At 65.3% G+C, this 25,259-nt stretch carries 21 protein-coding genes; 5 read left to right on the top strand and 16 right to left on the bottom strand.

The window, feature by feature from the left end:
- The first annotated feature begins 15 nt into the window (after positions 1-15).
- On the top strand, positions 16-1,170 hold the full coding sequence (locus VI26_RS19790; protein WP_231581066.1) for a hypothetical protein: 1,155 nt from the start codon (positions 16-18) through the stop codon (positions 1,168-1,170).
- Between the two features lie 54 nt (positions 1,171-1,224).
- On the opposite strand, the gene VI26_RS23420 is transcribed toward VI26_RS19790, so the two are convergent.
- From VI26_RS23420 to VI26_RS19775, 3 genes are all read right to left on the bottom strand, one after another.
- Positions 1,225-3,891, bottom strand: a complete 2,667-nt coding sequence (locus VI26_RS23420) for a collagenase (protein ID WP_082151170.1) — start codon at positions 3,889-3,891, stop codon at positions 1,225-1,227.
- Between the two features lie 223 nt (positions 3,892-4,114).
- The gene (gene hslO, locus VI26_RS19780) at positions 4,115-4,996 is read right to left on the bottom strand and encodes an Hsp33 family molecular chaperone HslO (protein ID WP_048411483.1); all 882 of its coding nucleotides are present in this window, start codon (positions 4,994-4,996) and stop codon (positions 4,115-4,117) included.
- On the bottom strand, positions 4,993-5,589 hold the full coding sequence (locus tag VI26_RS19775; RefSeq protein WP_048411482.1) for an MFS transporter: 597 nt from the start codon (positions 5,587-5,589) through the stop codon (positions 4,993-4,995). Before VI26_RS19775 ends, hslO begins: the two co-directional genes overlap by 4 nt.
- A 221-nt stretch (positions 5,590-5,810) precedes the next feature.
- On the opposite strand from VI26_RS19775, the gene VI26_RS19770 reads away from it, so the two are divergent.
- Entirely contained in the window at positions 5,811-6,239 is a 429-nt protein-coding gene (locus VI26_RS19770) for a hypothetical protein (protein WP_048411481.1), read from the top strand.
- Here the strand turns inward: VI26_RS19770 and VI26_RS19765 are convergent.
- On the bottom strand, positions 6,208-6,624 hold the full coding sequence (locus VI26_RS19765) for an OsmC family protein (RefSeq protein ID WP_048411480.1): 417 nt from the start codon (positions 6,622-6,624) through the stop codon (positions 6,208-6,210). The genes VI26_RS19770 and VI26_RS19765 overlap by 32 nt on opposite strands.
- 121 nt (positions 6,625-6,745) lie before the next feature.
- Between VI26_RS19765 and tsaD the strand changes: the two genes are divergently transcribed.
- From tsaD to VI26_RS19750, 3 genes are all read left to right on the top strand, one after another.
- Positions 6,746-7,771, top strand: a complete 1,026-nt coding sequence (tsaD, locus tag VI26_RS19760) for a tRNA (adenosine(37)-N6)-threonylcarbamoyltransferase complex transferase subunit TsaD (protein WP_048411479.1) — start codon at positions 6,746-6,748, stop codon at positions 7,769-7,771.
- A gap of 55 nt (positions 7,772-7,826) precedes the next feature.
- A complete protein-coding gene (locus VI26_RS19755; protein WP_048411478.1) occupies positions 7,827-9,731 on the top strand; it encodes an ATP-binding cassette domain-containing protein in 1,905 nt (634 codons plus the stop codon).
- A gap of 205 nt (positions 9,732-9,936) precedes the next feature.
- Complete coding sequence (locus VI26_RS19750) at positions 9,937-10,698, top strand: ABC transporter substrate-binding protein (protein WP_048411477.1); 762 nt, start codon at positions 9,937-9,939, stop codon at positions 10,696-10,698.
- 48 nt (positions 10,699-10,746) lie between these two features.
- Here VI26_RS19750 and accD read toward each other — a convergent pair whose 3' ends face one another.
- The 12 genes from accD to VI26_RS19690 all read right to left on the bottom strand — a co-directional run bounded on the left by accD (position 10,747) and on the right by VI26_RS19690 (position 25,248).
- Entirely contained in the window at positions 10,747-11,616 is an 870-nt protein-coding gene (gene accD, locus VI26_RS19745; protein ID WP_048411476.1) for an acetyl-CoA carboxylase, carboxyltransferase subunit beta, read from the bottom strand.
- Positions 11,617-11,690: 74 nt separating this feature from the next.
- Positions 11,691-12,479: a tryptophan synthase subunit alpha gene (gene trpA, locus VI26_RS19740; RefSeq protein WP_048411475.1), complete on the bottom strand. Its 789-nt coding sequence runs from the start codon at positions 12,477-12,479 to the stop codon at positions 11,691-11,693.
- Positions 12,480-12,488: 9 nt separating this feature from the next.
- On the bottom strand, positions 12,489-13,691 hold the full coding sequence (trpB, locus tag VI26_RS19735; RefSeq protein WP_048411474.1) for a tryptophan synthase subunit beta: 1,203 nt from the start codon (positions 13,689-13,691) through the stop codon (positions 12,489-12,491).
- Positions 13,678-14,307, bottom strand: a complete 630-nt coding sequence (locus VI26_RS19730; protein WP_231461218.1) for a phosphoribosylanthranilate isomerase — start codon at positions 14,305-14,307, stop codon at positions 13,678-13,680. The genes trpB and VI26_RS19730 overlap by 14 nt, the downstream gene beginning before the upstream one ends.
- A gap of 2 nt (positions 14,308-14,309) precedes the next feature.
- On the bottom strand, positions 14,310-15,101 hold the full coding sequence (gene truA, locus VI26_RS19725; RefSeq protein ID WP_048411472.1) for a tRNA pseudouridine(38-40) synthase TruA: 792 nt from the start codon (positions 15,099-15,101) through the stop codon (positions 14,310-14,312).
- Positions 15,102-15,364: 263 nt separating this feature from the next.
- Positions 15,365-17,782: a FimV family protein gene (locus VI26_RS19720; RefSeq protein WP_048411471.1), complete on the bottom strand. Its 2,418-nt coding sequence runs from the start codon at positions 17,780-17,782 to the stop codon at positions 15,365-15,367.
- A 278-nt stretch (positions 17,783-18,060) separates the two neighbouring features.
- Positions 18,061-20,223, bottom strand: a complete 2,163-nt coding sequence (locus VI26_RS19715) for a FimV/HubP family polar landmark protein (RefSeq protein WP_231581065.1) — start codon at positions 20,221-20,223, stop codon at positions 18,061-18,063.
- Between the two features lie 406 nt (positions 20,224-20,629).
- Entirely contained in the window at positions 20,630-21,640 is a 1,011-nt protein-coding gene (locus tag VI26_RS19710; RefSeq protein WP_048411470.1) for an aspartate-semialdehyde dehydrogenase, read from the bottom strand.
- Positions 21,641-21,792: 152 nt separating this feature from the next.
- Positions 21,793-22,905, bottom strand: coding sequence for an aspartate-semialdehyde dehydrogenase (asd, locus tag VI26_RS19705; protein ID WP_048411469.1), 1,113 nt, complete (start codon positions 22,903-22,905; stop codon positions 21,793-21,795).
- Between the two features lie 180 nt (positions 22,906-23,085).
- Positions 23,086-24,150, bottom strand: a complete 1,065-nt coding sequence (gene leuB / locus VI26_RS19700; RefSeq protein ID WP_048411468.1) for a 3-isopropylmalate dehydrogenase — start codon at positions 24,148-24,150, stop codon at positions 23,086-23,088.
- A gap of 13 nt (positions 24,151-24,163) precedes the next feature.
- A complete protein-coding gene (locus VI26_RS19695) occupies positions 24,164-24,472 on the bottom strand; it encodes a hypothetical protein (RefSeq protein WP_156183975.1) in 309 nt (102 codons plus the stop codon).
- Positions 24,469-25,248, bottom strand: a complete 780-nt coding sequence (locus tag VI26_RS19690) for a class I SAM-dependent methyltransferase (RefSeq protein WP_048411466.1) — start codon at positions 25,246-25,248, stop codon at positions 24,469-24,471. The genes VI26_RS19695 and VI26_RS19690 overlap by 4 nt, the downstream gene beginning before the upstream one ends.
- Between the last annotated feature and the right edge of the window lie 11 nt (positions 25,249-25,259).

The raw sequence follows: 25,259 nt of genomic DNA, 5'->3' as shown, positions 1-25,259 counted from the left end.
CGGCGGCGCCGCCCGATGCGAATGAATATCAAAGCCCAGCAGGATACCAAAAACCGCCCCGCGCTGGCCAACCCCAGTCCAGAATACGACACCATGCCCGCCATCCATATTCCCTACCCGCCCCTTGTGATCAAGGCCGGCGCGCACGCACGCAAGCTGCTGGCGCGCCAGGGCCTGCCCGCCGCCAGCGTGACCACCCTGCCCGGCGCCGCCGGCGGCCCCAAGGCGATAGGCATCACCGGCCTGGACCAGGCGGTGTTCGAATGGCTGAACCGCAGCCCGCGTCGGCGCGAGCTGGTCGGCGCCTCCATCGGCGGCTGGCGTTTCGCCTGCGCGATGCAGGCCGAACCGCGCCAGGCGCTGGCCCGGCTGGCGGAGCGCTACACCGACGAAACCTACGCGACCAAGATCGGCGTGGCCGATATCACCCGCCAGACCCGGCTGATGCTGGACGAGGTTCTGCCGCCCGAGGCACGCGCCGCGCTGATCGATCATCCGCACTATCAGCTTAGCCTGTTGCTGGTGCGATCCCACGGCATGCTCGCCAGCGAGGCGCGCGCGGCGCTGCTGGGCGGCCTGGCGCTGAGCGCCGCGCTCAACACCTTGTCGCGCGACTTGCTGCGCCACGCCTTTAGCCGGGTGATCTGCCACGACCCGCGCAGCGACTTGCGCTTCAAGCCCGCGGACAGCATCCCCACGCTGTGCCAGCCGCTGGGAATGGACAATCTGGATGCCGCGTTGATGGGCACCATCGCCATTCCCGGCGTGCTCAGCGGCGTGCAGCTGCCGGGCGCGCCGGCGGCCACCTACCGCGACGGCGGCCTGACCGATTACCATCTGGATTTCCCCTTCGCCCACGGCGACGACATCGTGCTGTATCCGCATTTCACCGAGCGCATCGTGCCCGGCTGGTTCGACAAATTCCTGCCCTGGCGCGGCTCCAGCCCGGCCCACCACGCCAACACCGTGCTGATCGCGCCGTCGCGCGACTATCTGGCGCGGCTGCCCGGCGGCAAGCTGCCAGACCGTCAGGACTTCCACCGCTATCTGGGCCGGGACGCTCAGCGCCAACAGGTTTGGCGCCAGGCCACCGCCGAGAGCCAAAGGCTGGGCGACGCCTTCATGGCGTGGCTGGAGCGGCCGGACCTGGGCCAGGTTCAAGCGCTCTAAAACAAAAAGAGCCGGGAATCTCCCGGCTCTTTTCATTCATGCCTCAGACACGCCTCAACCGGCGCGGGCCCAGCACGCCTCGTCCGACATATTCACCGGCGTCGCCAGCAGCTGCACCACCACATCCCGCGTTTGCGCGCCCTTGCGCACGCGCACGGTGATCTGGTCGGCCACGCCCGGCTGGTCCTGGTCGCGGCGGTAGTTGAACGCGCCGTGGTCGGCCATGACGGCGCGGCCCAGCTTGGGACCGCTCACCAGGCTATAGCCGTCCGGCTCGCCCACGCCTTGCAGCTGGCCGCGCAGGCAGCGCACAGGGCTGGAATAGCTGAGCTTGGCCAAGCCCAGCTGGGCGTCGCCGCCGCCCGGCTGCGACGGCTGCGACGCGGCCAGACCCAGCGGGCCTTCGCAGCGCAGCGCGGCGCGCTTGGCCTTGAAGTCGTAGTCGGTGGCCGCGCAGTTGAGCGCCATCATATTGTTGATGCCGCTGCCGCGCAGCAGGTTCTGCAAGGCGGAGTCCAGGGTCTTGTCCAGCTCCTGGCGCGCCATGGTGGCGGTGCCGGAGCGCAAGGGCAACACGCCGTCGCATTCGAAGCGGCGCAGCGCGCTGCGTTCGCCGTCGGCCCAGACGCGGCACGCCACCGGCAGGTAGCGGCGCATCGCGCCCTCGATCGCGCCGATCTCGCCGGCCTGCCACTGCGCTTGCTTCAGCCAATCCACGCCTTGTTCGGTCGAGGTATTGCCCAGTTGGCCGGCGCGCTGCGCCTCCACCTGACGGCCCACATAGTCGTGGAAGCCCTGCACCAGGCCGGCGTCACGGCCCATTTCCGCCACCAGGGCGTCGAAGCGCTTGACGTCGTCGGCGCGCAGCGCGGCCAGGATCTCGGCGATGCGGCCCGGCTGTTGCTGGTTCAGGTAGTAGAACCACAAGGCGGAATGGCTGTAGAAGTCCCAGCCGTCGCTATAGCTGGAGCGCATGATGCGGGATGGTTCCAGATAGCTTTGCGGCCAGCCGTTGGCCACCACGTCCACCACGTGGCCGCGCACCTTGATGCCATCGCGCGATGTGCTCCAGGCCATGAACTCGGCGAAGCCCTCGTCATACCAGGCCATGCGGCGGTCGTCGCGGTAGAACTCCGAGCTGCCCCACATGCCCGGCTGGATGAAGCGGCCGGACAGATAGTGCACGTACTCGTGGCGCACCAGTTCCTCCAGGCTCAGATAGCTCTCGCGCGGCACTTCGCGCTGGAAGGTGTAGAAGGTGCCGTCCTTCTCGATGTAAATGCCGCCGTTGTCGGTGGACAATTCATTGAGCAGGCCCTGGAAGCGCTGGTAGGCGGTCTTGCTGCCGTAGATCACCATGCGCAGTTTAGCGTTGGTGTCGCCGGCCACCGGCTGACTGATGCCGCTGACCCGGCCCAGTTGCGCCTGCACCTGCTTCATCGCGTAGTACAGCGGCTCCACTTCGGCCAGCGCCAGCGGCGTTTCGAACACCAGATTGCCGTTATCGAAACTCCAGCTATGCGGGAACAGATGCGTTTTCAGCTCCTGTTCCGCCTGGCAGATGCCGTAGCGCTCGCACGGCACCTTGCCCAGTTTCTTCAAGGCGTACACTGCTTCCGCCCACGAAGGACCGAATTTCTCGCCGCCCAGCAGACCGGCCACCGCGTCTTCCGCCAGTTTGGCGGTGCGCGGGTATTGCATGAAGCGGCCGGTTTCGCGCACGGTGTTCAGATACATCTGTTCATCGGCGAAGGCCGGCTGGCCGGCGCGGGTCAGCCCTGCCAGGCTGGACACCAGCGCATCCAGCTGCCCGGCGCCCGCCTTGGCGGCGAAGCCTTCGGTGTAATGCATATTGAACAAGGTGGTTTGCATCGGGTGCAGCGCGATGCGCGCCCAGTTGTTCTTAGCCGCGGCGTTGTAGCGACCGAAGAAGCGTTGCAGCAGCGGCAAGGCGTATTCCTGCTTGCGCACCGAATCCGCCAGGATCATGGTTTCCGCCACAGACTGACGCAGATCGGTCGCTAGGTACCAGGCGTCGCGGTCGCCGCTGCCATCGCGCACCGCTTCGCTCCACAGCGCCGGGTTTTCCGCCAGCGCGCTCACCACCTGCATCACCGGCTCATCCACCGGACGGCCGTAATCACCCACTTCCGCGGCGTGGCTGTACTGGGTGAAGTAACCGGCTTTCAGGAACACCGCCAGCGGCCACAAGCCATTGGCGCTCTTGCCGTCCCAGCCTTGCGCGCGAGCGCGGGCCTCGGCCGCCACTTCGCGCATATTCGCCGGCGACACCACCCGGTAGCTGAAGGCGTCCGCCTGGAACAGGCGGTTCATGCACGTGCCCTGCACGCTGGCGACATAGCGCGCCAAGGCCGCGCCGGACAACTGGCCCAGCTTGGTCTCGTCGCAGGCGGCGTATTGCGGCGCGGCCACGGCTTCCTTGGCGCGGCGCACGCCGGTCTGCTGCATCGGACCTTGCGGCTTGGCGCCCGGACCGGCGGCGTCGGCCGGCGCGCCAGGCGGCAAGCCGTGCGGGTAGGACGGCTTTTCCGACAAGGCCGGAGAGTGCGCGGAATGGCTGGCCTGCGGCAGATTGGCCTGCGGCGCCGGCTGGTTGAGCGCGGATTTTTCGGAATCGCTGACGCAGCCGGCCAATAAGGCGGCGGTCATCACGGAAAGACTCAGCGCGCGCGCGCCGCTGAGTGAAGCTGTTTTTATCATGACGCTATCCAATTCATTGTTGATGCGTTATCAATAATATGATGCGCATTTCAAATCATATCGAATAGCCATCGTCATGAGAATTCAGTTTAAAATAAAACGTTCAATTTAAACCATAATTACAACATTGGTATTTTTACCCTGTTTTTTGCCAAGAAAAAGGCGTAAAAAAAGCCGCTTGCGCGGCTCATTGATAGTTTGTTGCCAAACTAATGACATGGAATCAATGCCTGGCCTCGCGCACCGCGGCGACCACATCGTAGTCGAACAAGCGATTGGCATCGTCCTCGTCATAGACATAGTGCTGGTTGCAGTAATCACAGACGATTTCCACGCTGCCCTGCTCCAGCAGCACCTCGCCCACTTCCTGCCCGCCCAGCATCTTCAGCATGTCGCCAACGCGCTCGCGGCTGCAATTGCAGGCGAAGCTCACCGTCTCCTGATCGAACACCCGCACCGTTTCCTCGTGGAACAAGCGATGCAGGATATCTTCCGCCGGCAAGCCCAACAGCTCATCTTCGCGCAGGGTGGCGCCCAGCATCTGGATGCGCTCCCAGCCTTCCGGATCGCCATGCCCTTCCGGCAGCTTCTGCAATAGCATGCCCGCGGCGGTGTCGTCGCTGGAAGCCAGGATCAGCCGGGTTTCCAGCTGCTCGGAACGGCGCATGTAGTTTTCCAGCATCTCGCCGACGCTATCCCCCTCCAGCGCCACAATGCCCTGCCAGGTTTGCGCCTTGTCCACGCGCGGCTCCAACGTCACCACGAAGCGGGCGTTGACGCCCAGCAGCGTCTGGATAGGCTCGTTCTCCGGCATGGCTTCATCCCATTTGGCGGTGGCGCGGATGGTGCGATCGTTATTGCACTCCACCACCGCCAGCTTCAGCGGCCCGGTGCCATGAATCTGCAGGATCAGCGCGCCGTCGAACTTGAGGTTGGCGGCCATCAGTTCGGCCGCCGCCATCATCTCGCCGATGATCTTCTTCAAGGCAGGCGGGTAGCTGCGCCGGGCCAGCACCTGCTGCCAGGCGCCGTCCAGCCTCACCAGGGCGCCGCGCACCGGCGCGCCGTCGAATAAAAACCGTTGCAATCTGTCTTGTGTGCTCATGCTATGTCTTTCTTGTCCTTGTCCGCCGCCAGTTCTACGGTATAGACCGTCATCGGCATGGCAGAACTGACGTCGAACTCGCAGCCGGCGCGCACGCCGATTTCGGCGATTTCGCGCGCGCTCAGCGCTTGATCGTAAACCGCGTACATCGCGCCCATCGCGAACTTGCGGCCGGAGCCTATCGCCCAGATGCGGGAGAATTCATAGATCTCGCGCATCGGATAAACCCCGAAGATGCCGTGACGGTTGGCGATCACCACCATCATCTGGCTGGATTCGTACGGATCTTCCTCGTCCTCCTCCGGCCGCAGATAGAAACCGTCCTTCAGCTTGGGATGCAGTTTGCGGAAGGTCTCGAAAATGCCCTGACGGCTGCTCAGGTCTTTTTTCTTCAATTCCTTCAACGCGCCTTGCAGCACCAGGTCGTGCGCGGCGGAGCCGGAAATGGCCAGATAGCTGTCGCCGTGCTGGAAAATCTTGTTGTGAAAACAGTCGTAGCCGGCCAACAGCTTCTGGTCGTCGCCAAAAGTGGTCTGGCTATCGGCGGCGATCGCAATCTGATCGCCCTTTCTTACCGCCACGATGGTAGTCATCCCCGCGCCTTTTCGTCGTATCGCGGCGCCCGCGTGAGGCCGCGCAAAACCGTCTATTGTATCGGCTTACGCCGGGCAACCCAAGCCCAGCGCCGCAAGCTGGGCCAGTCGGCTAGATGGGGGCCGGCGGACGGTTTTCAATGATGGCCATGCAAGCCGGGACGGATGACAAGGTGAACACATGACGATACAATGATATTGATTCTCATTTAAAAGAAACCATGCAATTCCACGCTCAGGACTTTCCCATCGTCTGGCTGGATCGCCACCGCCCGGATGGACAGCAGCCCACCGATATCTTCGCCACCCTGGACCAGTTGCTGAGCCAGCAACGGCCCTTCGTGTTCATCGCCCGCGAGCCGGCGCCGACCGAGCTCGACCTGCACGCGCGCATCGTCCGCAAGATGGCGGCGCTATGGGTCAAGGACAACCGCCTGCAGATCCGCCAGCTGATTCGCGCCACCATCGTGATCGCGCCGCGACCGGAGCAACAGCGCGACCTGGACGAGTTCGCGCCGCGCTTCGAAAAGTTTTGGGGCTATCCGCTGCGCCACCAGCCGGACCACGATGCCGCGCTGTGCCTGGCGGCGGAATTGCTGGCCGGGCCGCCCGCCGCCCTCAGGCGTCGCGCAGTTCGAAATCGTGGCTGATGTCGGCGGTCTTGCCCAGCATGATGGAAGCTGAGCAGTATTTCTCCGCCGACAGCTTGATCGCCCGCTCCACCGCATCGGCCTTTAGTTCACGCCCACTCACCACAAAGTGGAAATGGATGCGGGTGAACACCTTGGGCTCTTCCTCGGCGCGCTCGGCCTCGATCTCCACCCAGCAATCGCTGACCTGCTGCCGCGACTTCTTCAGAATGGTGATCACGTCGTAACTGGTGCAGCCGGCGGTGCCCAGCAATAGCAATTCCATCGGCCGCGGCCCCAGATTGCGGCCGCCGCCCTCCGGCGCGCCGTCCATCACCACCGCGTGGCCGCTGCCGCTCTCGCCCAGGAAACACACGCCGTCCACCCATTTCAGCCTGGCTTTCATCGCCCCCACCTTTCACCGTCACGCTATCGAAAACGGCTAGCCTAACATCCGGATTTGGGCGAACAAAGATTCACCGGTAAAATAGAAAGATTGTCCCGCTATATCCGAGCTGCGCCCAAACATGCTGGTACTAGGTATTGAATCTTCCTGCGACGAAACCGGAGTCGCGCTGTATGACACCGACGGCGGCCTGCTGGCCCACCAATTGCACACTCAAATGGCCATGCACGCCGAATACGGCGGGGTGGTGCCGGAGTTGGCCAGCCGCGACCACATCCGTCGCGCCATCCCGCTGACCGAGGCCTGCCTGGCCGAGGCCGGCAAGACCCTGGCCGATCTCGACGCCATCGCCTACACCCAGGGCCCCGGCCTGGGCGGCGCCCTGCTGGTGGGCGCCAGCGTCGCCAATGCGCTGGCCTTCGGCCTGAACATCCCGGTGCTGGGCGTCCACCACCTGGAAGGCCATTTGCTGTCGCCGCTGCTGGCCGAGCCCAAGCCCGAATTCCCCTTCCTGGCCCTGCTGGTTTCCGGCGGCCACACGCAGTTGATGGCGGTGCGCGGCGTCGGCGACTACCAGATCCTGGGCGAAACCCTGGACGACGCCGCCGGCGAAGCCTTCGACAAGACCGCCAAGCTGCTGGGCCTGCCCTATCCCGGCGGCCCGCTGCTGTCGCGGCTGGCCGAGGAAGGCGATCCGACCCGCTTCACCCTGCCGCGGCCGATGCTGAATTCCGGTGATCTGGACATGAGCTTCTCCGGCCTGAAAACCGCGGTGCTGACGCTGAGCAAGCAAGTGGCGGACGCCGACGGCCATATCGACGAGCAAACGCGCAAGGACGTCTGCCGCGCCTTCCAGGAAGCCATCGTCGAAGTGCTGACCAAGAAATCGCTGGCCGCGCTCAAGCAGTGCGGCATGAAGCGGCTGGTGGTGGCCGGCGGCGTCGGCGCCAACAAGCAGCTGCGCGCCGCGCTGGACGAGGCCGCGCGCCGCCGCCGCTTCGAAGTCTTCTATCCGCCGCTGGCGCTGTGCACCGACAACGGCGCGATGATCGCCTTCGCTGGCGCGATGCGGCTGCAACACGCTCAAGCCCCCGGCAGCTACTCGATCAAGCCGCGCTGGGACCTCGGCTCGCTGCCGCCGGCCTGACCCACACCCATGCGCCGCGCCGGCCACATGCGCCGGCGCGGCCGTTCGGACTCCTATGATTCAACTCAAGAACCTCAATCTGCGCCGCGGCCTGAAAGAATTGCTGCTCAGCGCCAACCTCACCCTCAACCCCGGCTACAAGACCGGCCTCACCGGCGCCAACGGCGCCGGCAAGTCCAGCCTGTTCGCGCTATTGATGGGCGAACTGCACGCCGACGGCGGCGATGTGCTGCTGCCGCCGCACTGGACCATCGCCCACGTGGCGCAGGAAACCCCGGCGCTGCAGCGCTCGGCGCTGGACTACGTGCTGGACGGCGATCATGAGCTGCGCCAGCTGGAGCAAGCGCTGCAACAGGCCGAAGACCGCCACGACGGCAACGCCATCGGCCATCTGCACGGCGAACTGGCGCGCATCGACGCCTACGCCGCGCCGGCGCGCGCCGGCAAATTGCTGACCGGCCTCGGCTTCGACGTGGACGCCCAGCTGCGGCCGGTGGCCAGCTTCTCCGGCGGCTGGCGCATGCGCCTGAATCTGGCGCAGGCGCTGATGTGCCGCTCCGACCTGCTGCTGCTGGACGAGCCCACCAACCACCTGGACCTGGAAACCGTGCTGTGGCTGGAAGACTGGCTGCAAGGCTATCCCGGCACCCTGCTGATGATTTCCCACGACCGCGACTTCCTCGACAGCGTCTGCGACCACATCATCGAAGTCGCCAACCAGGAGCTGACGCTGTACACCGGCAATTACAGCCAGTACGAAGTGATGCGCGCGGAGAAACTGGCGCGCCAGCAAGGCGAGTACGAGAAACAGCAACGCCAGATCGCCCACCTGGAATCCTTCGTCAACCGCTTCAAGGCCAAGGCGTCCAAGGCGCGCCAGGCGCAGAGCCGGGTCAAGGCGCTGGAAAAGCTGGAACGCATCGCGCCGGCCCATGTGGCCTCGCCGTTCGACTTCCACTTCGACAGCCCGGACAATCTGCCCAACCCGCTGCTGAAGCTGGAACAGGCCGATGCCGGCTATGGCGCCGCCACCATACTCGGCGGCCTCAATCTATCGGTGGAATCCGGCGCCCGCATCGGCCTGCTCGGCGTCAACGGCGCCGGCAAATCCACCTTGGTCAAGCTGCTGTCCGGCGATCTCGCGCCCTTGCGCGGCGAGGTCATCGCCGCGCAGACGCTGAAGATAGGCTATTTCGCCCAGCACACGCTGGAAACCCTGCGCGAGGACGACAGCCCGCTGCAGCACATGCAGCGGCTGGCGCCCAATGCGCGCGAACTGGAACTGCGCAGCTTCCTCGGTGGCTTCAATTTCCGCGGCGACGCCGCCTCCGACCCGGTGGGCCCGATGTCCGGCGGCGAAAAGGCGCGGTTGGCGCTAGCGATGATAGTCTGGCAAAAACCCAATCTGCTGCTGCTGGACGAACCCACCAACCACCTGGACCTGGAAATGCGCCACGCACTGACCATGGCCTTGCAGGACTTCAGCGGCGCGCTGATCGTGGTGTCCCATGACCGCAGCCTGCTGGAAGCCACCACCGACACCTTCTGGCTGGTCAGCCACGGCAAGGTGCAGCCCTTCGACGGCGACCTGGAAGACTACCGCCAGTGGCGGCTGGCGCAGCTGGCCGACGCCGGCAAGCCCTCCGCCGGCGACGCCCAGGGCCTGAATCGCAAGGAGCAGAAACGCCAAGAAGCGGAAGCGCGGCAGCGGCTGTCCCAGCTGCGCAAACCGCTGCAGACGCGCCTGAACAAGCTGGAGAAGGAGCTGGACCAGCTCAGCGCGGAGAAGGCCGAGCTGGACGGCTTCATGGCCTCCGCCGACGCCTACGAGGACGCCAACCGGCAACGGCTGACCGACGCGGTGCGCCGTCAGGGCGAGGTGAGCTCGCGCCTGGCCGAAGTGGAGGAAGCCTGGCTGGAAGCCCAGGCCGAGATGGAGGCACTGGAACAGGAGGAGTAAGGCCGCGGCGCGGGCTTGTCCACAGCAATCACCGGATAACTATGTGGATAACCCCGCCCGTAAGGCAAAAAAACTTTTGCAATTAGCCACTTGCCTCTTACGCTTATAAAAAAGGCAAATTCAGGGAACTTTCCCACTCCGCCGATGAGCAAATCTGGTGACAGAGTGTGGATAAAGCCTTCAAACCGCTGATTGCAAAACATAAATGATCTCCGCCTATTTTTTAAGCGCCACCCAGCGGCCTTCGAGCCGACGCAGGACCAGGCGCCTCCTGCCGACGCCGCGCCTGGCCTTGGCCGGCCTGCTATTGGCCGGCGCCGTCTTCGCCGACGCGCCGATACGGCTGAACACCCATCAGCAAGCGCCGCTGTCCTTCCGCAAGGACGACGGCGACGCCGACGGCCTGGCGGTGCAAGTGGTGCAATGCGCGCTCAAGCAACTGCAGCGCCCCTACTCCATCGCCTTCCTGCCCTGGCCGCGCGCGCAGTGGCAGGTGCAGCACCAGCAGGCCGACGCCTTCTTCACCGCCACCCCGTCGGCGGAGCGCGACGGCTACGCGGTCTTGTCCGCCTCCATCCTGCCCTATGAGCGGCGCTGGTATCTGCTGAAGGACTACCCGTTGTCACCCAGCAGCGGCGATTTCAAGCTGCAGGCGCGCACCGCCGCCTTCAATGGCTCCAATATGGACGACTGGCTGCGCGAACATGGCTACCAGCTCACCTCCACCCCGCCCAACAGCGAGCAATTGGTGAAAATGCTGCTGAACCGCCGTGTTGACGCCATTCTCGGCAATGCCTACGTGGTGGACGCGCTGATCGCCAAAATGGGCGTGCAGGAACAACTGCGCAGCGAGCTGGCGCAAAGCCTGCCCTTCGGCGTCTACTTCGGCAAAGCCTTCCTCGCCCGCGAGTCGCCACAGTTCCTGACGCAATTCAATCGCGCGGTGCAAACCTGCCGCGCCAAATGAAAAAGCCGCCAGAAATGGCGGCTTTTGTTGGCACCGGGTCTTGACGGATCAGACCGGCGCCGGCTCCTTCATCAGCAAGGCGCTCAACTCCGCCAGCTTGCGCTTCAGTTCGCGACGGTCCACCACCATGTCCACCGCGCCCTTGCTCAGCAGGAACTCGGCGCGCTGGAAGCCTTCCGGCAGCGTTTCGCGCACGGTCTGCTCGATCACGCGCGCGCCGGCGAAGCCGATGCGCGCCTTGGGCTCGGCCAGCACCACGTCGCCCAGGAAGGCGAAGGAAGCGGACACGCCGCCCATGGTCGGATCGGTCAACACCGAGATGAACGGCAGTTTGGCGTCGGTCAGCAGCTGCAAGGCGGCGCTGGTCTTGGCCATCTGCATCAGCGAGTTCAGGCCCTCCTGCATCCGCGCGCCGCCCGAGGCCGCCACGCAGACGAAGGGCGCCTTGGCCTCCACCGCGGCGCGCACGCCGCGCACGAAGCGCTCGCCCACCACCGAGCCCATGGAGCCGCCGATGAATTTGAATTCAAACGCGGCCACCACCACCGGCATCGATTCCATGCTGCCCTGCATCACCACCAGCGCGTCGTCCTCGCCGGTATCGGTCTTGGCGGCGGTCAAGCGGTCCGGGTACTTCTTGCTATCCTTGAACTTCAGGATATCCACCGGCTTGACCTCTTCGCCCAGCTCGCGGCGGCCTTCTTCATCCAGCAGCAGGTTCAGACGTTCGCGCGCGGTCAGCGGATGGTGGTGATTACACTTGGGACACACCTGCAGATTGCTCTCCAGGTCGGTGTAATACAACACGGCTTCGCATTCCGGGCACTTGCTCCAAAGCCCCTCCGGTACCGCGGAAGGTTTATCGGCGCGGTTGTCGCGCTTGATCTTCGGCGGCAGGAGCTTATTCAACCAGCTCATGCTGACTCCTTGATTCATGGCCCGCCGCGTAAACGGCGGACACAGTAAAACGGGGGCTGAGCCCCCGCTTCGTTCTATCGGATGGCGGCCTTCAGTTCGGCCACCAGACGGGTTAACCGCTCTTTGGCGGTTTCGGGTGTCGCCGCCTCAATTTCCTGCACCAAGCGGCTGCCTACCACCACCGCGTCAGCGGCAGCAGAGATCGCCTTGGCGGTCGCGCCGTCGCGAATGCCAAAGCCGACGCCGATCGGCACGGTCAAATATTCTCTAAGGGCAGCAATTTTACGCGCTACGTCGTCAATGTCCAGATGCCCGGCGCCAGTCACCCCCTTCAAAGACACATAATAGACGTAACCACGCGCCAATTTGGCGATTTCCGCCACACGTTGCGGCGGCGTGGTCGGCGCGATCAGGAAGACCGGGTCCAGGCCGTTGGCGCTCAAGGCGGCGGACAAATCCGCCGATTCCTCCGGCGGGCTGTCCACGGTCAGCACCCCGTCGACGCCGGCGGCCTTGGCCGCGGCGGCGAAGTCCTGGTAGCCCATGGCGAACACCGGGTTCAGATAGCCCATCAGCACCACCGGGGTGTGATCATTGTCGCGGCGGAACTCCGCCACCAGCTGCAGCACCTGGCGCAGACCCACTTTGTGGACCAGAGCGCGCTCGGACGCGCGCTGGATCACCGGGCCGTCGGCCATCGGATCGGAAAACGGCACCCCCAGCTCGATGATGTCGGCGCCGCCCTCCACCAGGCCGTGCATCAGTTGCACGGTCAGCTGCGGCGACGGGTCGCCGGCGGTGATGAAGGGAATCAGCGCCTTGCCGCCGGCCAGCGCTTCAAAACATTTGGCGATGCGTGACATAGCGCCTCCTTACAAGGTGATGCCGGCCAGGCCGGCCACGGTGTTGATGTCCTTGTCGCCGCGGCCGGACAGATTGACCAGGATCACCTGATCCTTGCCCATCTTCGGCGCTTCCTTGGCGGCCCAGGCCAGCGCATGGCTGGATTCCAGCGCCGGGATGATGCCTTCGAAGTGACAGCAGTCGTGGAAGGCGCGCAAAGCCTCGTCGTCGTTGATCGCCACGTAGTCGGCGCGGCCAATGTCCTTCAGATGACTGTGCTCCGGCCCCACGCCCGGATAGTCCAGGCCGGCGGACACCGAATGGGTTTCCACCACCTGGCCATTCTCGTCCTGCATCAGATAGCTCTTGGCGCCGTGCAGCACGCCCAGGGGCGCGCCACCGGAAATCGGCGCCGCGTGCTTGCCGGAAGCCAGGCCCAGGCCGCCGGCCTCGACGCCGACCATGCGCACGCCGTCAACGCCGATATAGGGATAGAACATGCCGATGGCGTTGGAGCCGCCGCCAACACAAGCCACCACCACGTCCGGCTGACGACCGATCACTTCCGGCATCTGCACCTTGGCCTCCTCGCCGATCACCGACACGAAGTCGCGCACCAGCATCGGGTACGGATGCGGGCCGGCCGCGGTGCCCAGGATGTAGAAGGTGCTGTCGATATTGGTCACCCAGTCTCGCATCGCCTCGTTCAAGGCGTCCTTCAGCGTCTTGGAACCGGACTCCACCGGCACCACGGTGGCGCCCAGCAGCTTCATGCGGAACACATTGGGCGATTGACGCTTGATGTCCTCGGCGCCCATGTACACCACGCACTCCATGCCGTAGCGCGCCGCCACGGTGGCGGAAGCCACGCCGTGCTGGCCGGCGCCGGTTTCGGCGATCACCCGCTTCTTGCCCATGCGCCGCGCCAGCAGCGCCTGGCCGATGGCGTTGTTGATCTTGTGCGCGCCGGTGTGGTTCAAGTCCTCGCGCTTCAGATAGATCTGCGCGCCGCCCAGTTGCTCGGACCAGCGCTTGGCGTGATAGACCGGGCTGGGCCGACCGACATAATGCTTGAGCTCGTGACGGAATTCTTCCCAGAACGACGGGTCGGCCTTGACGCGAGCGTATTCGTTTTTCAGCTCGTCCAGCGCCGCCATCAAGGTTTCGGCGACATAGACGCCGCCATGCGGGCCAAAATGGCCCTGGGCGTCCGGCAGGTCATAACGATCCATGTCTAACTCCTGATATGAACGCCGCCATTCTGGCGGCATCTTTAATTCCCTTGGACGCCTCCACTCCACTGGAGACGTCGACCGCGGCCGGGCGCACCTGCGCCACCGCCGCCGCCACATTGTGTTCGTCCAGGCCGCCGGACAGGATCAGCGGCAGAGGCAAGGCCTCCGGCAGCAGCTTCCAGTCAAAGGTGGCGCCGGTGCCGCCATGCGCGCCCTCGACGAAGGCGTCGCTCAATAGCGCGCGCGCGTCCGGGTACTCCGCGGCGATCTCGGCCAGATCCACGCCCGGCTTCACCCGTATCGCCTTCAGATAAGGACGCTGGAAAGAGCGGCAGAAAGCGGCGTCTTCCTCGCCGTGGAACTGCAAGATGTCGATCGCGCAGGCGGCCAACACTTCGCGCACGTATTCCGGCTCCGGGTTGACGAACAAGGCCACCACGCTGACGAAGGGCGGCAGCGCCGCGATCACCGCGCGCGCCTGCTCGACGTCGACATGGCGCGGGCTCTTGGCGTAGAACACCAGACCGATGGCGTCGGCACCCAGCCGCGCCGCCTCGGCGCCATCCTCGGGCCTAGTAATGCCGCAAATCTTGATTCGGGTCGTGCCGCCCACTCTCATCTCCACAAAGCCAGCCGCGCGGCGTCCGCCTGCGACGGCAAATCGTATATTTCCGGATAACCCACGCCGGTCAGGTACAGACCATCCGGCATGAAGGTGGGCGGCGCGAAGGTGCGGTCGCGCGCGGCCAGCAAGCCCGCCATCTCCTCGGGGCGCAAAGCGCCCTTGCCGACATAAACCAGCGCGCCGACGATATTGCGCACCATGTGATGCAGGAAGGCGTCCGCCAGCAGATCGAAGCGGATCAGGCCGTCTTGCTCGCTGATGTCCAAGCGCTGCAAATCCTTGAGCGGCGACTTGGCCTGGCATTCGGACGCGCGAAAGCTGGAAAAATCATGCCGTCCCAACAGATGAGCCGCCGCCTCCCGCATCGCCGCCACATCCAGCGGCTGGTGGAACCAGCCCATCTTGCCGGCCAGCAAGCAGGGCCGCACCGGGCTGGTCAGCAGGAAATAGCTGTAGCTGCGGGAAAACGCCGAAAACCGCGCGTGAAAATCGTCCGACACCTCTCGCGCCCATACCACCGCCACCTCGGCCGGCAGCACCGCGTTGACGCCACGCACCCAGGCGTTCAGCGGCCGCTGCGCCGGGCTGTCGAAATGCACCACCTGCATCGCCGCGTGCACGCCGGCATCTGTCCTGCCGGCGGCCAGGGTGCCGACCTCCTCGACACCGGCGATCTGCGCGATCGCCTGGTTCAACCTGTCCTGCACCGTATTGCCATGCGGCTGAGTCTGCCAGCCGGCGAACGCCCGACCGTCATACTCGATGCCGAGCGCTATCCTCATGCCCACACCTTAATCAAAACACCACGCCGCTCCGCGCCGACAAGCGCCGGTCGACGCGACCAAGTTCAGTAAAGCACTCACTCTACCTTATCCTGCCCGGTTTGCGCCACGCCCCAATCACGGCTTTTGCTGCGAATTCTCAAGAAAAACCGCCAACCCCTGCCAACATGAGCGCCCAACTCGCGAACTTTCGCAAAAAAAACAGCGCCGACGCATCTTGAACGCGTCGGCGCCTTGACTCCATCCGGCCCTAAACCCGGCTATCAACCGCCACTTGCTTCCTTCATCAGCGCATCCGCGGTTTCCTTGTCGCCCATTTCCAGGTACAGCTTGGCCAGCTCCATTTTTTCCTCGGCCGGGCTGGTCGCTGTGGACGGAGGAGCAGGCGGCGGGGGCGCGCTTGGCCGCGGAGGCGCCGCCGGCTCGCTTGCGCGCTCCGCAACGGGCTCATCCATTGCCGGCATCGGCGCAGCCGGCGCCGTCGGCGCGGCGGGTGTCACTTCCGCGACCACGGGCGCGGCCATCGCGAACAAGGGATGGCCGGGCGCGACGGTCTGACCGATCTCGCACACCCGCATCCACAAAGTGCTGTCCTTGCCGAACACGCCTTTGGCGGTGGTGGCCTCGGCGATGAACAGCTGCTTGTCCTGCTGGGTGGACAGCACTTCCAACAGCTTATAACGCAAATCCTGCCGCATCGGCTCGTTGGCCAGGCCTTCGCGCAAGATCTCCAGCGCCTGATCGTCGCGGCCGTAGGCCAGATAGACATCGGCCTCGGCCACTCGGTCCACCGAGGACAGATCGATGCCATCGCCCTTCTTCAAAGAGCTCATCAAGGTGGTCAGCGGCCCCAGCATGGACGCGCCGCCCACGGCCGCGCCCGCCACCGAGACGGCCGCATCGGCCTTGCCCTGCTGACGCTTGCGCCGAGCCAACAGCAAGGCCACCAAACCCAGCGCCGCCGCCGCGCCGCCCAACTTCCAGCGCAGCGATTCATCCGCCAGCATCGCGCCCAATTCATCGCTCCAGCCGCTGGCGGCCGCTTCCACGGGAGGTGCCTTCACCTCGGACGCCGGCTTGATCACCGGAGCGGGTTCCGCCGCATGGGGCGGCGCCTCGTGTTCAAGCGCAGCCTGCGGCGCGGACGCCGCCACCGGCATAGAGCTGACCGCGGCCACCTTGGGCGCCGCCTTGGTCTCGTGCCCGGTCTCGGTCGCCGCCACGCGGTTCTCCGTCATCGCCGGAGCCGGTGCGGAAGCCGGCGCCGCGGCCTTGGCCGCCAGATTGCGCTGGTAATCTTGTATCTTCTGCTCCAACGCCTTGGCCCGCTGTTCCGCCTGCTTCAGCGCCTGATCCTGCCGTTGCAGCATTTGCTGCAAATGCTGCTCCTGCGGCGACGATGCGCCCGGCTTGCGCTCGGCGGGCGCCGGCGCGGCTGTCTCGCCCTTGGCCATTGCCGGCTTGGGCGGCGCAACCGCTCGCGGCGGCTCCGCTGGCGCGGCGCGGGTCTCGCCCTTGCCGATCACGGGCTTGGGCATAGATTCCTTGGCCTTGTCCGCCGAGGGCGCCTTGGCCTCGACCGCAGCGGACTTGGACGCTTTAGGTTCGGCCGCGGCAGGCTTGAGCTCGGGCGCTTTGGCCGGCGCCACGCCGGCCTGGCCGCGCAGACGCCATTCCGCCGGATATTCCAGCGCCACGCCTGCGCGCAGCAGATTGGCGTTGCCGTCGATGAAAGCTTCAGGGTTATCGTGCAGCAGTTGCTGGCTGACCGCGCCGGCCGCGCCGCCGCCGCGCATGCGGCTGGCGATGCCGGACAAGGTATCGCCCTTGAGCACGCGATAGACTTTCAAGGCGCGCTTGGCGGATGCCGGCTTGGCCGCCGCCTGCGGATCCAGCAGCACCGAATAATTCTTTTGCGCCTTGAGCTTGCCCGCGCTGACTTCCAGCCGGAATGCCAGCATCGGTTCGGTCACCGGCTGTTCGGTGCGCAATTGCACCTTGAACTTGCCCTTGGCCACTTTTTCGAGCTGGGGAAGAATGGAGGCCACCAAGCGCGCCTGCTGCTGGCTGGGCTCGCCCTGCGCCGCCACCGCGAACAAGGCCAGCCGCGGCGGATCGGCCTGTTCCAACGCGCTGCCCTGCAAGGTCAGCTCCAGCAACAGCGGCTCGCCCAGCCGCGAGCGCAAGCGCACATCGCTCAAGCCCAAAGAGTCAAGCCGCGGCGAGGCGTCCACGCTGGCGACATGCTTCTTCCCATCCTCCCGCGCCGGCGCCGGTTTGTTGCGCGGGCCGTCGCGGCGGTAATCCACCTCGAACTCGCGCACCAGCCTGCCGGCCGGCCAGCTCAAGTCCACGGCGAAGCGCAGCAGCGGCTCCGGATAGGCGACCGCGCCCTTGACCAGGATTTTCTGAACGCTGCCGTCAGGCTTGCGCACGATGGAAAACTGCAGATTGCCGGCGGATGGGCTGTAAGTGGACAGCAAGGGATAGCGGTTGCGGTCCGCCAGCCCCACCAGCACATTGTCGGATGGCTCTTCGTCCACCACCGGAATTTCCGCCAGCAAGGGTTCGCCTTCGGCGGACAGCACCCGTATCGGCCCCAGGCCGGCGGAGGCGACGGCGGCCAGACCAAGGCCGGCCAGCAGCACCGCGATATGACTCATGCGCGTCTTAACAGACATGGAAGGCTATCCCCATCCTCATTCTTTCGAAGCCGCCGGCGCCAGATCGTCAACAGGCTCTTACAACGTTTTAATTATTGCAACGAAACCGCGCAACAACCACTTAGCGAAGATAAATCAAACATCTGCGCGCCATTGCACCGCGGCCATAGTCAAAAAAACCACACTTCGGCCGCGGTTTGCGGCGCATTCGGCGCGAACCCGGCATTTATGCCGGCTCAGACACTCAAACGGCGGGACGAGTACTCGTCCCGCCGCGCAGCGCCGTCGCGCCCACCTCAGGCGCTGATGCTTGCCAGCAAGGCCTCCGCCTCCGCCTTGAGCGGCCCCTGCGCCTCGGCGATCAAGTCCTGCAGCACTTCCTTGGCCCCGTCGCGATCGCCCATGTCCAGATAAACCTTGGCCAAATCCAGCTTGGTAGCCAGCGGATCGTCCAGCACCGACATCCCTTCGGCTTGCGCCGGCGCTGTTGGCGCGGCAGGCGCGGCTGTGGGTGTTTCGGCCAGCATGTCCTCGTACAGCGATTCGAAACCGGCCGGCTCGGCGGCTGCGGCCGGCTGCGTTTCCGCCGCGACCGGCGCTTCGGTCGCCAGGCTGTCCAGATTGAAATCGAAGTCCAACAGATTGTTCTCCGCCGGCGCCGCGGCCGGCTCGGCCGCCGCTTCCGGCTTGGCTTCCGCCGCCGGCGTCAATTCGGCGTCCAGGTCGAAATCGAGCAGATTGCTCTCCGCCGCCGCAGCGGGCTCCGGCTTTGGCTCTTCCAACAGAGCGGCCAACGGGTCGTCCTGCGGCGCTTCCGGCGGCGCGGCCGGCTCGACGGCTGGCGCGGCGGCCTCTGCCGCGGCCGGCACGTCGGCGTTTTGCGCGCCGAACAGCTCTTGATCCAGATCGATGCCGCCCTCGCCCGCGGCTGCAGCCGGCGCCGCGGCGGCCTCGATTTCCTCGCCCTCGCCATCGGACAGATACAGAGAGTTGGTCGGGTCGATGGAACGCCCCATCGCCGCGGCCTTGGCCCAGATCGGACCATGGCCGTCGAAGGTCGCGTGCATCTCCCGCGCCAGCTTCTCGAAGCTGGCGACGTCAGGCCTGGCGGCGTAGATTTCCATCAACTTCAAGCGCACTTCCTGACGCGATGGATCCTTGGCCAGCGCATCCTTGAGGATGTCCTCGGCCTGCACGTCGCGGCCATAGGCGATGTACACCTCGGCCTCCGCCACCGGGTCGACCTCGGCCGCGTCGATGGCGCCGGCCGCCTGGGTGAAGTTGCTCATGAAGGAATGGCCGGCGCCCACCGAGGGTGCATCCATGCCCGACGAAGCGCCGCGGCTCAGCGCCATGCTGGTATTGCTGGCGGACAAGGCCAGCGATGCGCCGCCCTTGCGTCGACGCGCCAGCAGCAGGCCCAGCGCGCCCAGCAAGCCCACTCCCGCCACGCCGCCGCCAATCAGCGGCAGGTGATCTATGATCTTGTCCAGCAGCGACGGCGCCGGCGGGGGCGGCGGCGCGGCCGGTTTAGGCGCGGGCTTGTGCTCGGCCGGCGCCGGCTTGGGCGCGGCCTCCGCCGCCGGCGCGCTGGCGGCGGCAACGGGAGCGCTGGCAGCGGCCGGCACAGCCGCCGGCGCGGAGCTGGGACTGGTCATGGCCGGCAGCGGTTTGCCGGCTTGCAAGGCCTTCAATTGATCTTCCAGGGCGGTGATGCGCGCTTCCGCGCTCTTCAAGGCCTGCTCGCGCGCCGCCACCTGTTGTTCCAGATCCGATAGCTTGGCATTGCCGCCGCCGGCCTCACTGGGCACCAGCTTGAGCACATCGGCGCCGGGCTTGGCCTCGGCCGCTGGCGCCGCCGGCTGCCCGCCCAGGATACTGGCCACCTGGGAGGCGCTCAGCGATTTGATCTTGCGGCTGGTCGGCACTTTCAGCACCGCGCCCAGCTTGAGGCGGCTGACGTCGCCATCGACGAAGGCATCCGGGTTGGCCTGGGCCAGCGCAGCCATGGTCTGGTCCAGCGTGGCGCCACGCGGCCGCACCTTGCCGGCCAGGCCACGCAGGGTGGAGCCGGACTTCACCTTGAGAATGCCGGGTTGCGGCCGCGCGATGGGCGCGGCATTGCCGCGGTAGCGGCTGGAAAGATTGTTGTCGGCGTAGCTGGGCACGTCCTGCACGATGTTGGCGGACGGCGAGGCCATCGAATAATTGCTAGGGTCCAGCAACACCGTGTATTCGCGCACCGCGCGGCCAGAGGAGGTCTTGGCCTCCACCACGAAGCGCAGATAGGGATCGTTGATCGGACCGGAAGAGCTGATGCGTATCATCGCGCCGCGCGAGCTTGGCGCCACGCTGAAGCGCAGCATTCTGAGCACCGTGGCGTAATCGACATTCAAATCCTGGAAGGTATCGGCGCCGGCCAGCCCTATTCTGGCGCTTTCCAGCTCCGCCGACCGCACTCCGGTCAATTCAATATCGGCGCGGAATGGTTCGCCCAGATTAGACCTGACATTGATTTTCCCCAGTCCCGCCCAAGCGTTGGCGCAGCAGGCCAAAGCCACCGCCAGGACGCCGATTCTGATTTTTGCCTGATTTGTCACTGTCAACCTTCCGGCACGGTTTATCTTGATCTTATTTGCGCTGGCTCGCGGGGAGCGCAGTCGGTAACTGTTGCAATCTTAGGCCTTGTCGCAGTTTTTAGCTAGATTTCATAATGACAAGCCTATCCGCAATGTTTAAACGAGCCGGTAAATAATTAAGGGGGATGGCGACGCGCCAAGCGCGCCCCATCCCCCTGCGCCGGCGTGCCGTTCTAAGCCGCGCCGGCAGGAGAACACGGGAATCTCCCCGGAATACTCCCTCTGTTTAAATCAAGCCATTTTGCTTTAGCAGCGCCTCGGCGATATTCACGCAATTGAGCGCCGCGCCGGCTTTCACATTATCGGCCGCCAGCCAGAAACTCAGCGTCCGGCCCTTGCCGCGCAGGCGGCTGACCCATACCGCCTCGTTGCCGGTGGCTTCCATCGGCGTCACATAGCCACCCAGCTTGTCCGCGGCCACCACTTGCAAGCCTGCCGCAAGCAGGCGCTTGCGGGCTTGCTCCATGTCAAATTCATGTTCGAATGCCACGTTCACCGCCCAGGCATGGCCGAAGAATACCGGCACCCGCACGCAAGTGGCCTCCACTTGCAGCTGCGGCAGATCCAGCAGCCGCGTGAGTTCGCTCTCCACCGAGCGCTCTTCCTCGGACACACCGTCCGCGTCCAACGCGCCGATCAGCGGCAGCACATTGAAGGCGATGCGCTTATCGTAGACCCGGCTCTCGGTTTCGCGCTGGGAGAACAGCGCCGTGGTCTGGTCCGCCAACTCTTCCATCGCCGTCTGGCCACTGCCGGACACTGATTGATAAGTGGCCACCGACACCCGCTGCAGGCCCAGCGGGCGCAGCGCCGCCAGCGCCAGCGCCAGCGGCGTCACCGTGCAATTGGGCACCGAGACCAGCGCGGCCTCGCCGGCATCCGCCAGCAAGGCGCCGTTGATCGCGGGGATCACCAGCGGCACGCTATCGTCCGCGCGGAAGGCGGAGCTGAAATCCACCACCGCCGCGCCGGCCGCGCGCGCCTGCGGCGCGTACTCGCGCGCCAACTCGCCGCCGGCGGCGAAGATGGCCAAGGCCACGTTTTCGAAGGCAAAGCCGTCGATCGGATGCACGTCCAGCTCCAGATTACCATAGGCGGCGGTTTCGCCTTCCTTGTCCGCCGCATCCACGGCAAAGACCCGGCCCACGGGCAACTGGCGCTGGGCCAGCAGTTCCAGTACCGCCTGGCCCACCAGGCCGGTGGCGCCGACTACGGCAAGCTGAATAGAATTCGACATCGCTTTACTTTCTCAATCAATCATTGCAAACAGAATACCGCACGCAAAAAAGGGCACCGCGGTGCCCTTTTCAACTTGACCGCGCGCTTGGCGCGCGGCGCGGCAGTAGGAACCCGCCAACGCGAATCCCAGGCTGCCGCCATTCTACCCTGTCAGCGCTCGATCAGGATACGCAACATGCGGCGCAGCGGCTCGGCCGCGCCCCACAGCAACTGGTCGCCCACGGTGAAGGCGGACAGGTATTCGCCGCCCATCGCCATTTTGCGCAGACGTCCCACCGGGGTGCTCAGCGTGCCGGTCACCGCCGCCGGGGTCAGCTCGGCCATCGAGGCCTCGCGGGTATTGGGCACCACCTTGGCCCAGGGATTGGCGGCGGCCAGCATGGATTCGATCTCGTCCAGCGGCACATCGCGCTTGAGCTTGATGGTCAAGGCCTGGCTGTGGCAGCGCATCGCGCCCACGCGCACGCACAAGCCGTCCACCGGCACCGGATTGGCGGAGCGACCCAGGATCTTGTTGGTTTCCGCGCCGCCCTTCCATTCTTCCTTGGACTGGCCGTTGCCCAGATCCTTGTCTATCCACGGAATCAGGCTGCCGGCCAGCGGCACGCCGAAGTTCTGGCTGGGGAAGGCGTCGGAACGCAGGAAGTCGGACACGCGGCGGTCGATGTCGAGAATGGCGGAGGCCGGATCGGCCAGCAGGCCGGACACCTGGGCGTTGATCGCGCCCATGCCGGACAGCAATTCGCGCATATTCTGCGCGCCGGCGCCGGAGGCGGCCTGGTAGGTCATGGAGGTGGTCCACTCCACCAGATCGTTCTGGAACAAGCCGCCCAGCGCCATCAGCATCAGCGACACGGTACAGTTGCCGCCGACGTAGTCCTTGACGCCGCGCGCCAGACCCTGCTCGATCACCGCCTTATTCACCGGATCCAGGATAATGATGGCATTGTCTTCCATGCGCAGCGCGGACGCCGCGTCCACCCAGTAGCCGCTCCAGCCGGCGGCGCGCAGCTGCGGATAGACGGCATTGGTGTAATCGCCGCCCTGGCAGGTGACGATCACATCCATGGTCTTGAGTTCGGCGATGTCCTTCGCGTCCTTCAAGGCCGGAGTATCGCGGCCGATGTCGGGGGCTTTGCCGCCCACATTGGAGGTGGTGAAGAACACCGGCTCGGCAATCGCCGCAAAATCATTCTCTTCGCGCATGCGCTGCATCAGCACGGAACCCACCATGCCGCGCCAGCCAACAAAACCTACTCTCACTGGGTTTCTCCTGGTATCTGTCTGTCAAATCGTCGCGCCCGCCATGGCGGCGGGCGGCTGTAATGTTGTCACCCCATTGTGCAGCGCGATAAAGCGCCAGGCAATGGGGTATTTCGTTTTTATTGTATTCAAATCAGAACAGACGGTTCGCCCGGCGCGAGCCGGGCGAACCACTGCCATTTACAGCGCCGACACCACCGCATCCCCCATCGCCGAGCAGCTGACTTTCTCGCAGCCGGCCTCGTAGATGTCGGCGGTGCGCAGGCCGCGCGCCAGCACGGTCTTCACCGCGTTCTCCACCCGCTGCGCCGCGTCTTCCCGGCCAAAGGTGTAACGCAGCATCATCGCCGCGGACAGGATGGTGGCCAACGGATTGGCCAGGTTCTGGCCGGCGATGTCCGGCGCCGAGCCGTGCGAAGGCTCGTACAGGCCCTTGTTGTTTTCGTCCAGCGAGGCCGACGGCAGCATGCCGATGGAACCGGTCAGCATCGAGGCCTCGTCCGACAGGATGTCGCCGAAGATATTGCCGGTCACCATCACGTCGAACTGCTTGGGATTGCGCACCAGCTGCATCGCCGCGTTGTCCACGTACATATGGGACAACTCCACCTGCGGGTACTCCTTGGCCACGTCTATCATCACCTCTTTCCAGAACTCGGTGGTTTCCAGCACATTGGCCTTGTCCACCGAGCACAAGCGCTTATTGCGCTTCATCGCGATGCCGAAGGCGACATGAGCGATGCGGCGCACCTCGCCCTCGCTATAGCGCATGGTGTTGTAGGCCTCGCGCTCGCCCAGCTCGTTGACGGCAATGCCGCGCGGCTGGCCGAAGTAAATGTCGCCGGTCAGCTCGCGCACAATCATGATGTCCAGGCCGGACACCACTTCCGGCTTCAGCGTGGAGGCATTGGCCAGCTCCGGGTACAGAATGGCCGGCCGCAGATTGGCGAACAGGTTCAAATCCTTGCGGATGGCCAGCAGGCCGCGTTCCGGTCGCAGCGGACGCTCCAGCTTGTCATAGGCCGGGCCGCCCACCGCGCCCAGCAGCACCGCGTCGGATTCGCGGCACAGTTTCTGGGTGAATTCCGGATAGGGCTGGCCAAACGCGTCGTAGCCGGCGCCGCCCAAGGGCGCCTGTTCGGTTTCGATGGGCAGGCCGTCCTTGCGCAGCACTTCCAGCACGCGCTGCGCCTGGGCAACGATTTCCGGACCGATGCCGTCACCCGGCAGAATGGCGATTTTCATACTGTTTTCCTTTTCAGTCTTGATCACCGCGCCGGGTCAGCCGCTCCACCAGCGCCCGCTCGCAGCATTTGAATACGATATAAGCCGCCATCGCGGCATAGCCGGACGCCAGCAGTTCCAGCAACTGGCGCAACGCGCCGTCCATCGCCGCCTGCCAGCCGGCGTCCAGCCACAGCTTGAAATTCAATTGCAATAACAGGGCCAGATTGACCGTGCCCGCGCCGAACACCAGAAAACTCAAGCCCAGCAGCACGAAGGCCCAGCAGGGATGGCGGTGCAGCCAGGCCATCGCGCCGCGCCTGCCCTCGCCAGCGGCGTTCATGTGCGGGCCCACAACACCATCACGTCGGCGCAGAAACTGCCGTCCGCCTCGATGGCGAAATAATCTCGCACCTCTTTCCCCATGCGCTGTTGCAGCAGGCGGATGGCCGCGGCCATCTCCGGCGGCGTGCGCATGCGCGCAATCCAGGTGTCGAAGTCCAGCCGCAGCCGCTGGCGGCGCAGGCTATCCACCGCGAAGCCAGCCTCGGCCAGCATCGCCAGCCATTCTCCGGCGCTGTAATCGCGCACATGGCTGGAATCGCGCAGCACTTCCACCGCCTGCAAATAAGTGTCCAGCAGCGGCTGTCCCGGCGACATCACATCTATCAGCGCCAGCCGGCCACCCGGCCTCAACACCCGCCGCGCCTCGCGCAGCGCCAGGCCGACATCGCCCCAGTGATGGGCGGAATAGCGGCTGAACACCAGATCGAAGTCGCCATCGGCGAAAGGCAGCCGCTCCGCCGCGCCCTGCTGAGTGCCCAGATTGTCCAGGCCGCGCCGGGCCGCTTCCGCCGCCACCACTTCCAACATGGCCGCCGACAGATCATAAGCCACTACCTCCCTTGCCGCCTCCGCCACCTGAAAGCCGACATGGCCCGCGCCGCAGCCCAGGTCCAGCACCCGCGCCGCGCCATGCTCCGCCGCGGCCTGGCGCAGCTCGGCGAACTCCGCGCCCTCCGCATGCACCTGGCTGCTCAGATAGGCGGCGGCCTGGCCGCCGAACTGCTGCTCCACGTGCTGCTTATGCGCGTGGCCGCCCTGCTGTAGCGCGCTCATCGCCGGCCGCC

Origin of the sequence: Chromobacterium sp. LK1 (assembly GCF_001043555.1) — a bacterium.
Taxonomy (GTDB): Bacteria; Pseudomonadota; Gammaproteobacteria; order Burkholderiales; family Chromobacteriaceae; genus Chromobacterium; species Chromobacterium aquaticum.
This window is presented reverse-complemented; position numbering and strand designations above follow the sequence as displayed.

Coding starts and splice junctions, on each gene's coding strand:
- VI26_RS19695 (WP_156183975.1), bottom strand. CDS start 24,472: ATGAACGCCGCTGGCGAGGGCAGGCGCGGCGCGATGGCCTGGCTGCAC.
- VI26_RS23420 (WP_082151170.1), bottom strand. CDS start 3,891: ATGATAAAAACAGCTTCACTCAGCGGCGCGCGCGCGCTGAGTCTTTCC.
- leuB (WP_048411468.1), bottom strand. CDS start 24,150: ATGAAAATCGCCATTCTGCCGGGTGACGGCATCGGTCCGGAAATCGTT.
- trpA (WP_048411475.1), bottom strand. CDS start 12,479: ATGTCACGCATCGCCAAATGTTTTGAAGCGCTGGCCGGCGGCAAGGCG.
- VI26_RS19690 (WP_048411466.1), bottom strand. CDS start 25,248: ATGAGCGCGCTACAGCAGGGCGGCCACGCGCATAAGCAGCACGTGGAG.
- tsaD (WP_048411479.1), top strand. CDS start 6,746: ATGCTGGTACTAGGTATTGAATCTTCCTGCGACGAAACCGGAGTCGCG.
- VI26_RS19755 (WP_048411478.1), top strand. CDS start 7,827: ATGATTCAACTCAAGAACCTCAATCTGCGCCGCGGCCTGAAAGAATTG.
- VI26_RS19720 (WP_048411471.1), bottom strand. CDS start 17,782: ATGTCTGTTAAGACGCGCATGAGTCATATCGCGGTGCTGCTGGCCGGC.
- hslO (WP_048411483.1), bottom strand. CDS start 4,996: ATGAGCACACAAGACAGATTGCAACGGTTTTTATTCGACGGCGCGCCG.
- VI26_RS19710 (WP_048411470.1), bottom strand. CDS start 21,640: ATGTCGAATTCTATTCAGCTTGCCGTAGTCGGCGCCACCGGCCTGGTG.
- VI26_RS19790 (WP_231581066.1), top strand. CDS start 16: ATGCGAATGAATATCAAAGCCCAGCAGGATACCAAAAACCGCCCCGCG.
- trpB (WP_048411474.1), bottom strand. CDS start 13,691: ATGGATCGTTATGACCTGCCGGACGCCCAGGGCCATTTTGGCCCGCAT.
- VI26_RS19765 (WP_048411480.1), bottom strand. CDS start 6,624: ATGAAAGCCAGGCTGAAATGGGTGGACGGCGTGTGTTTCCTGGGCGAG.
- VI26_RS19775 (WP_048411482.1), bottom strand. CDS start 5,589: ATGACTACCATCGTGGCGGTAAGAAAGGGCGATCAGATTGCGATCGCC.
- VI26_RS19770 (WP_048411481.1), top strand. CDS start 5,811: ATGCAATTCCACGCTCAGGACTTTCCCATCGTCTGGCTGGATCGCCAC.
- accD (WP_048411476.1), bottom strand. CDS start 11,616: ATGAGCTGGTTGAATAAGCTCCTGCCGCCGAAGATCAAGCGCGACAAC.
- VI26_RS19750 (WP_048411477.1), top strand. CDS start 9,937: ATGATCTCCGCCTATTTTTTAAGCGCCACCCAGCGGCCTTCGAGCCGA.
- truA (WP_048411472.1), bottom strand. CDS start 15,101: ATGAGGATAGCGCTCGGCATCGAGTATGACGGTCGGGCGTTCGCCGGC.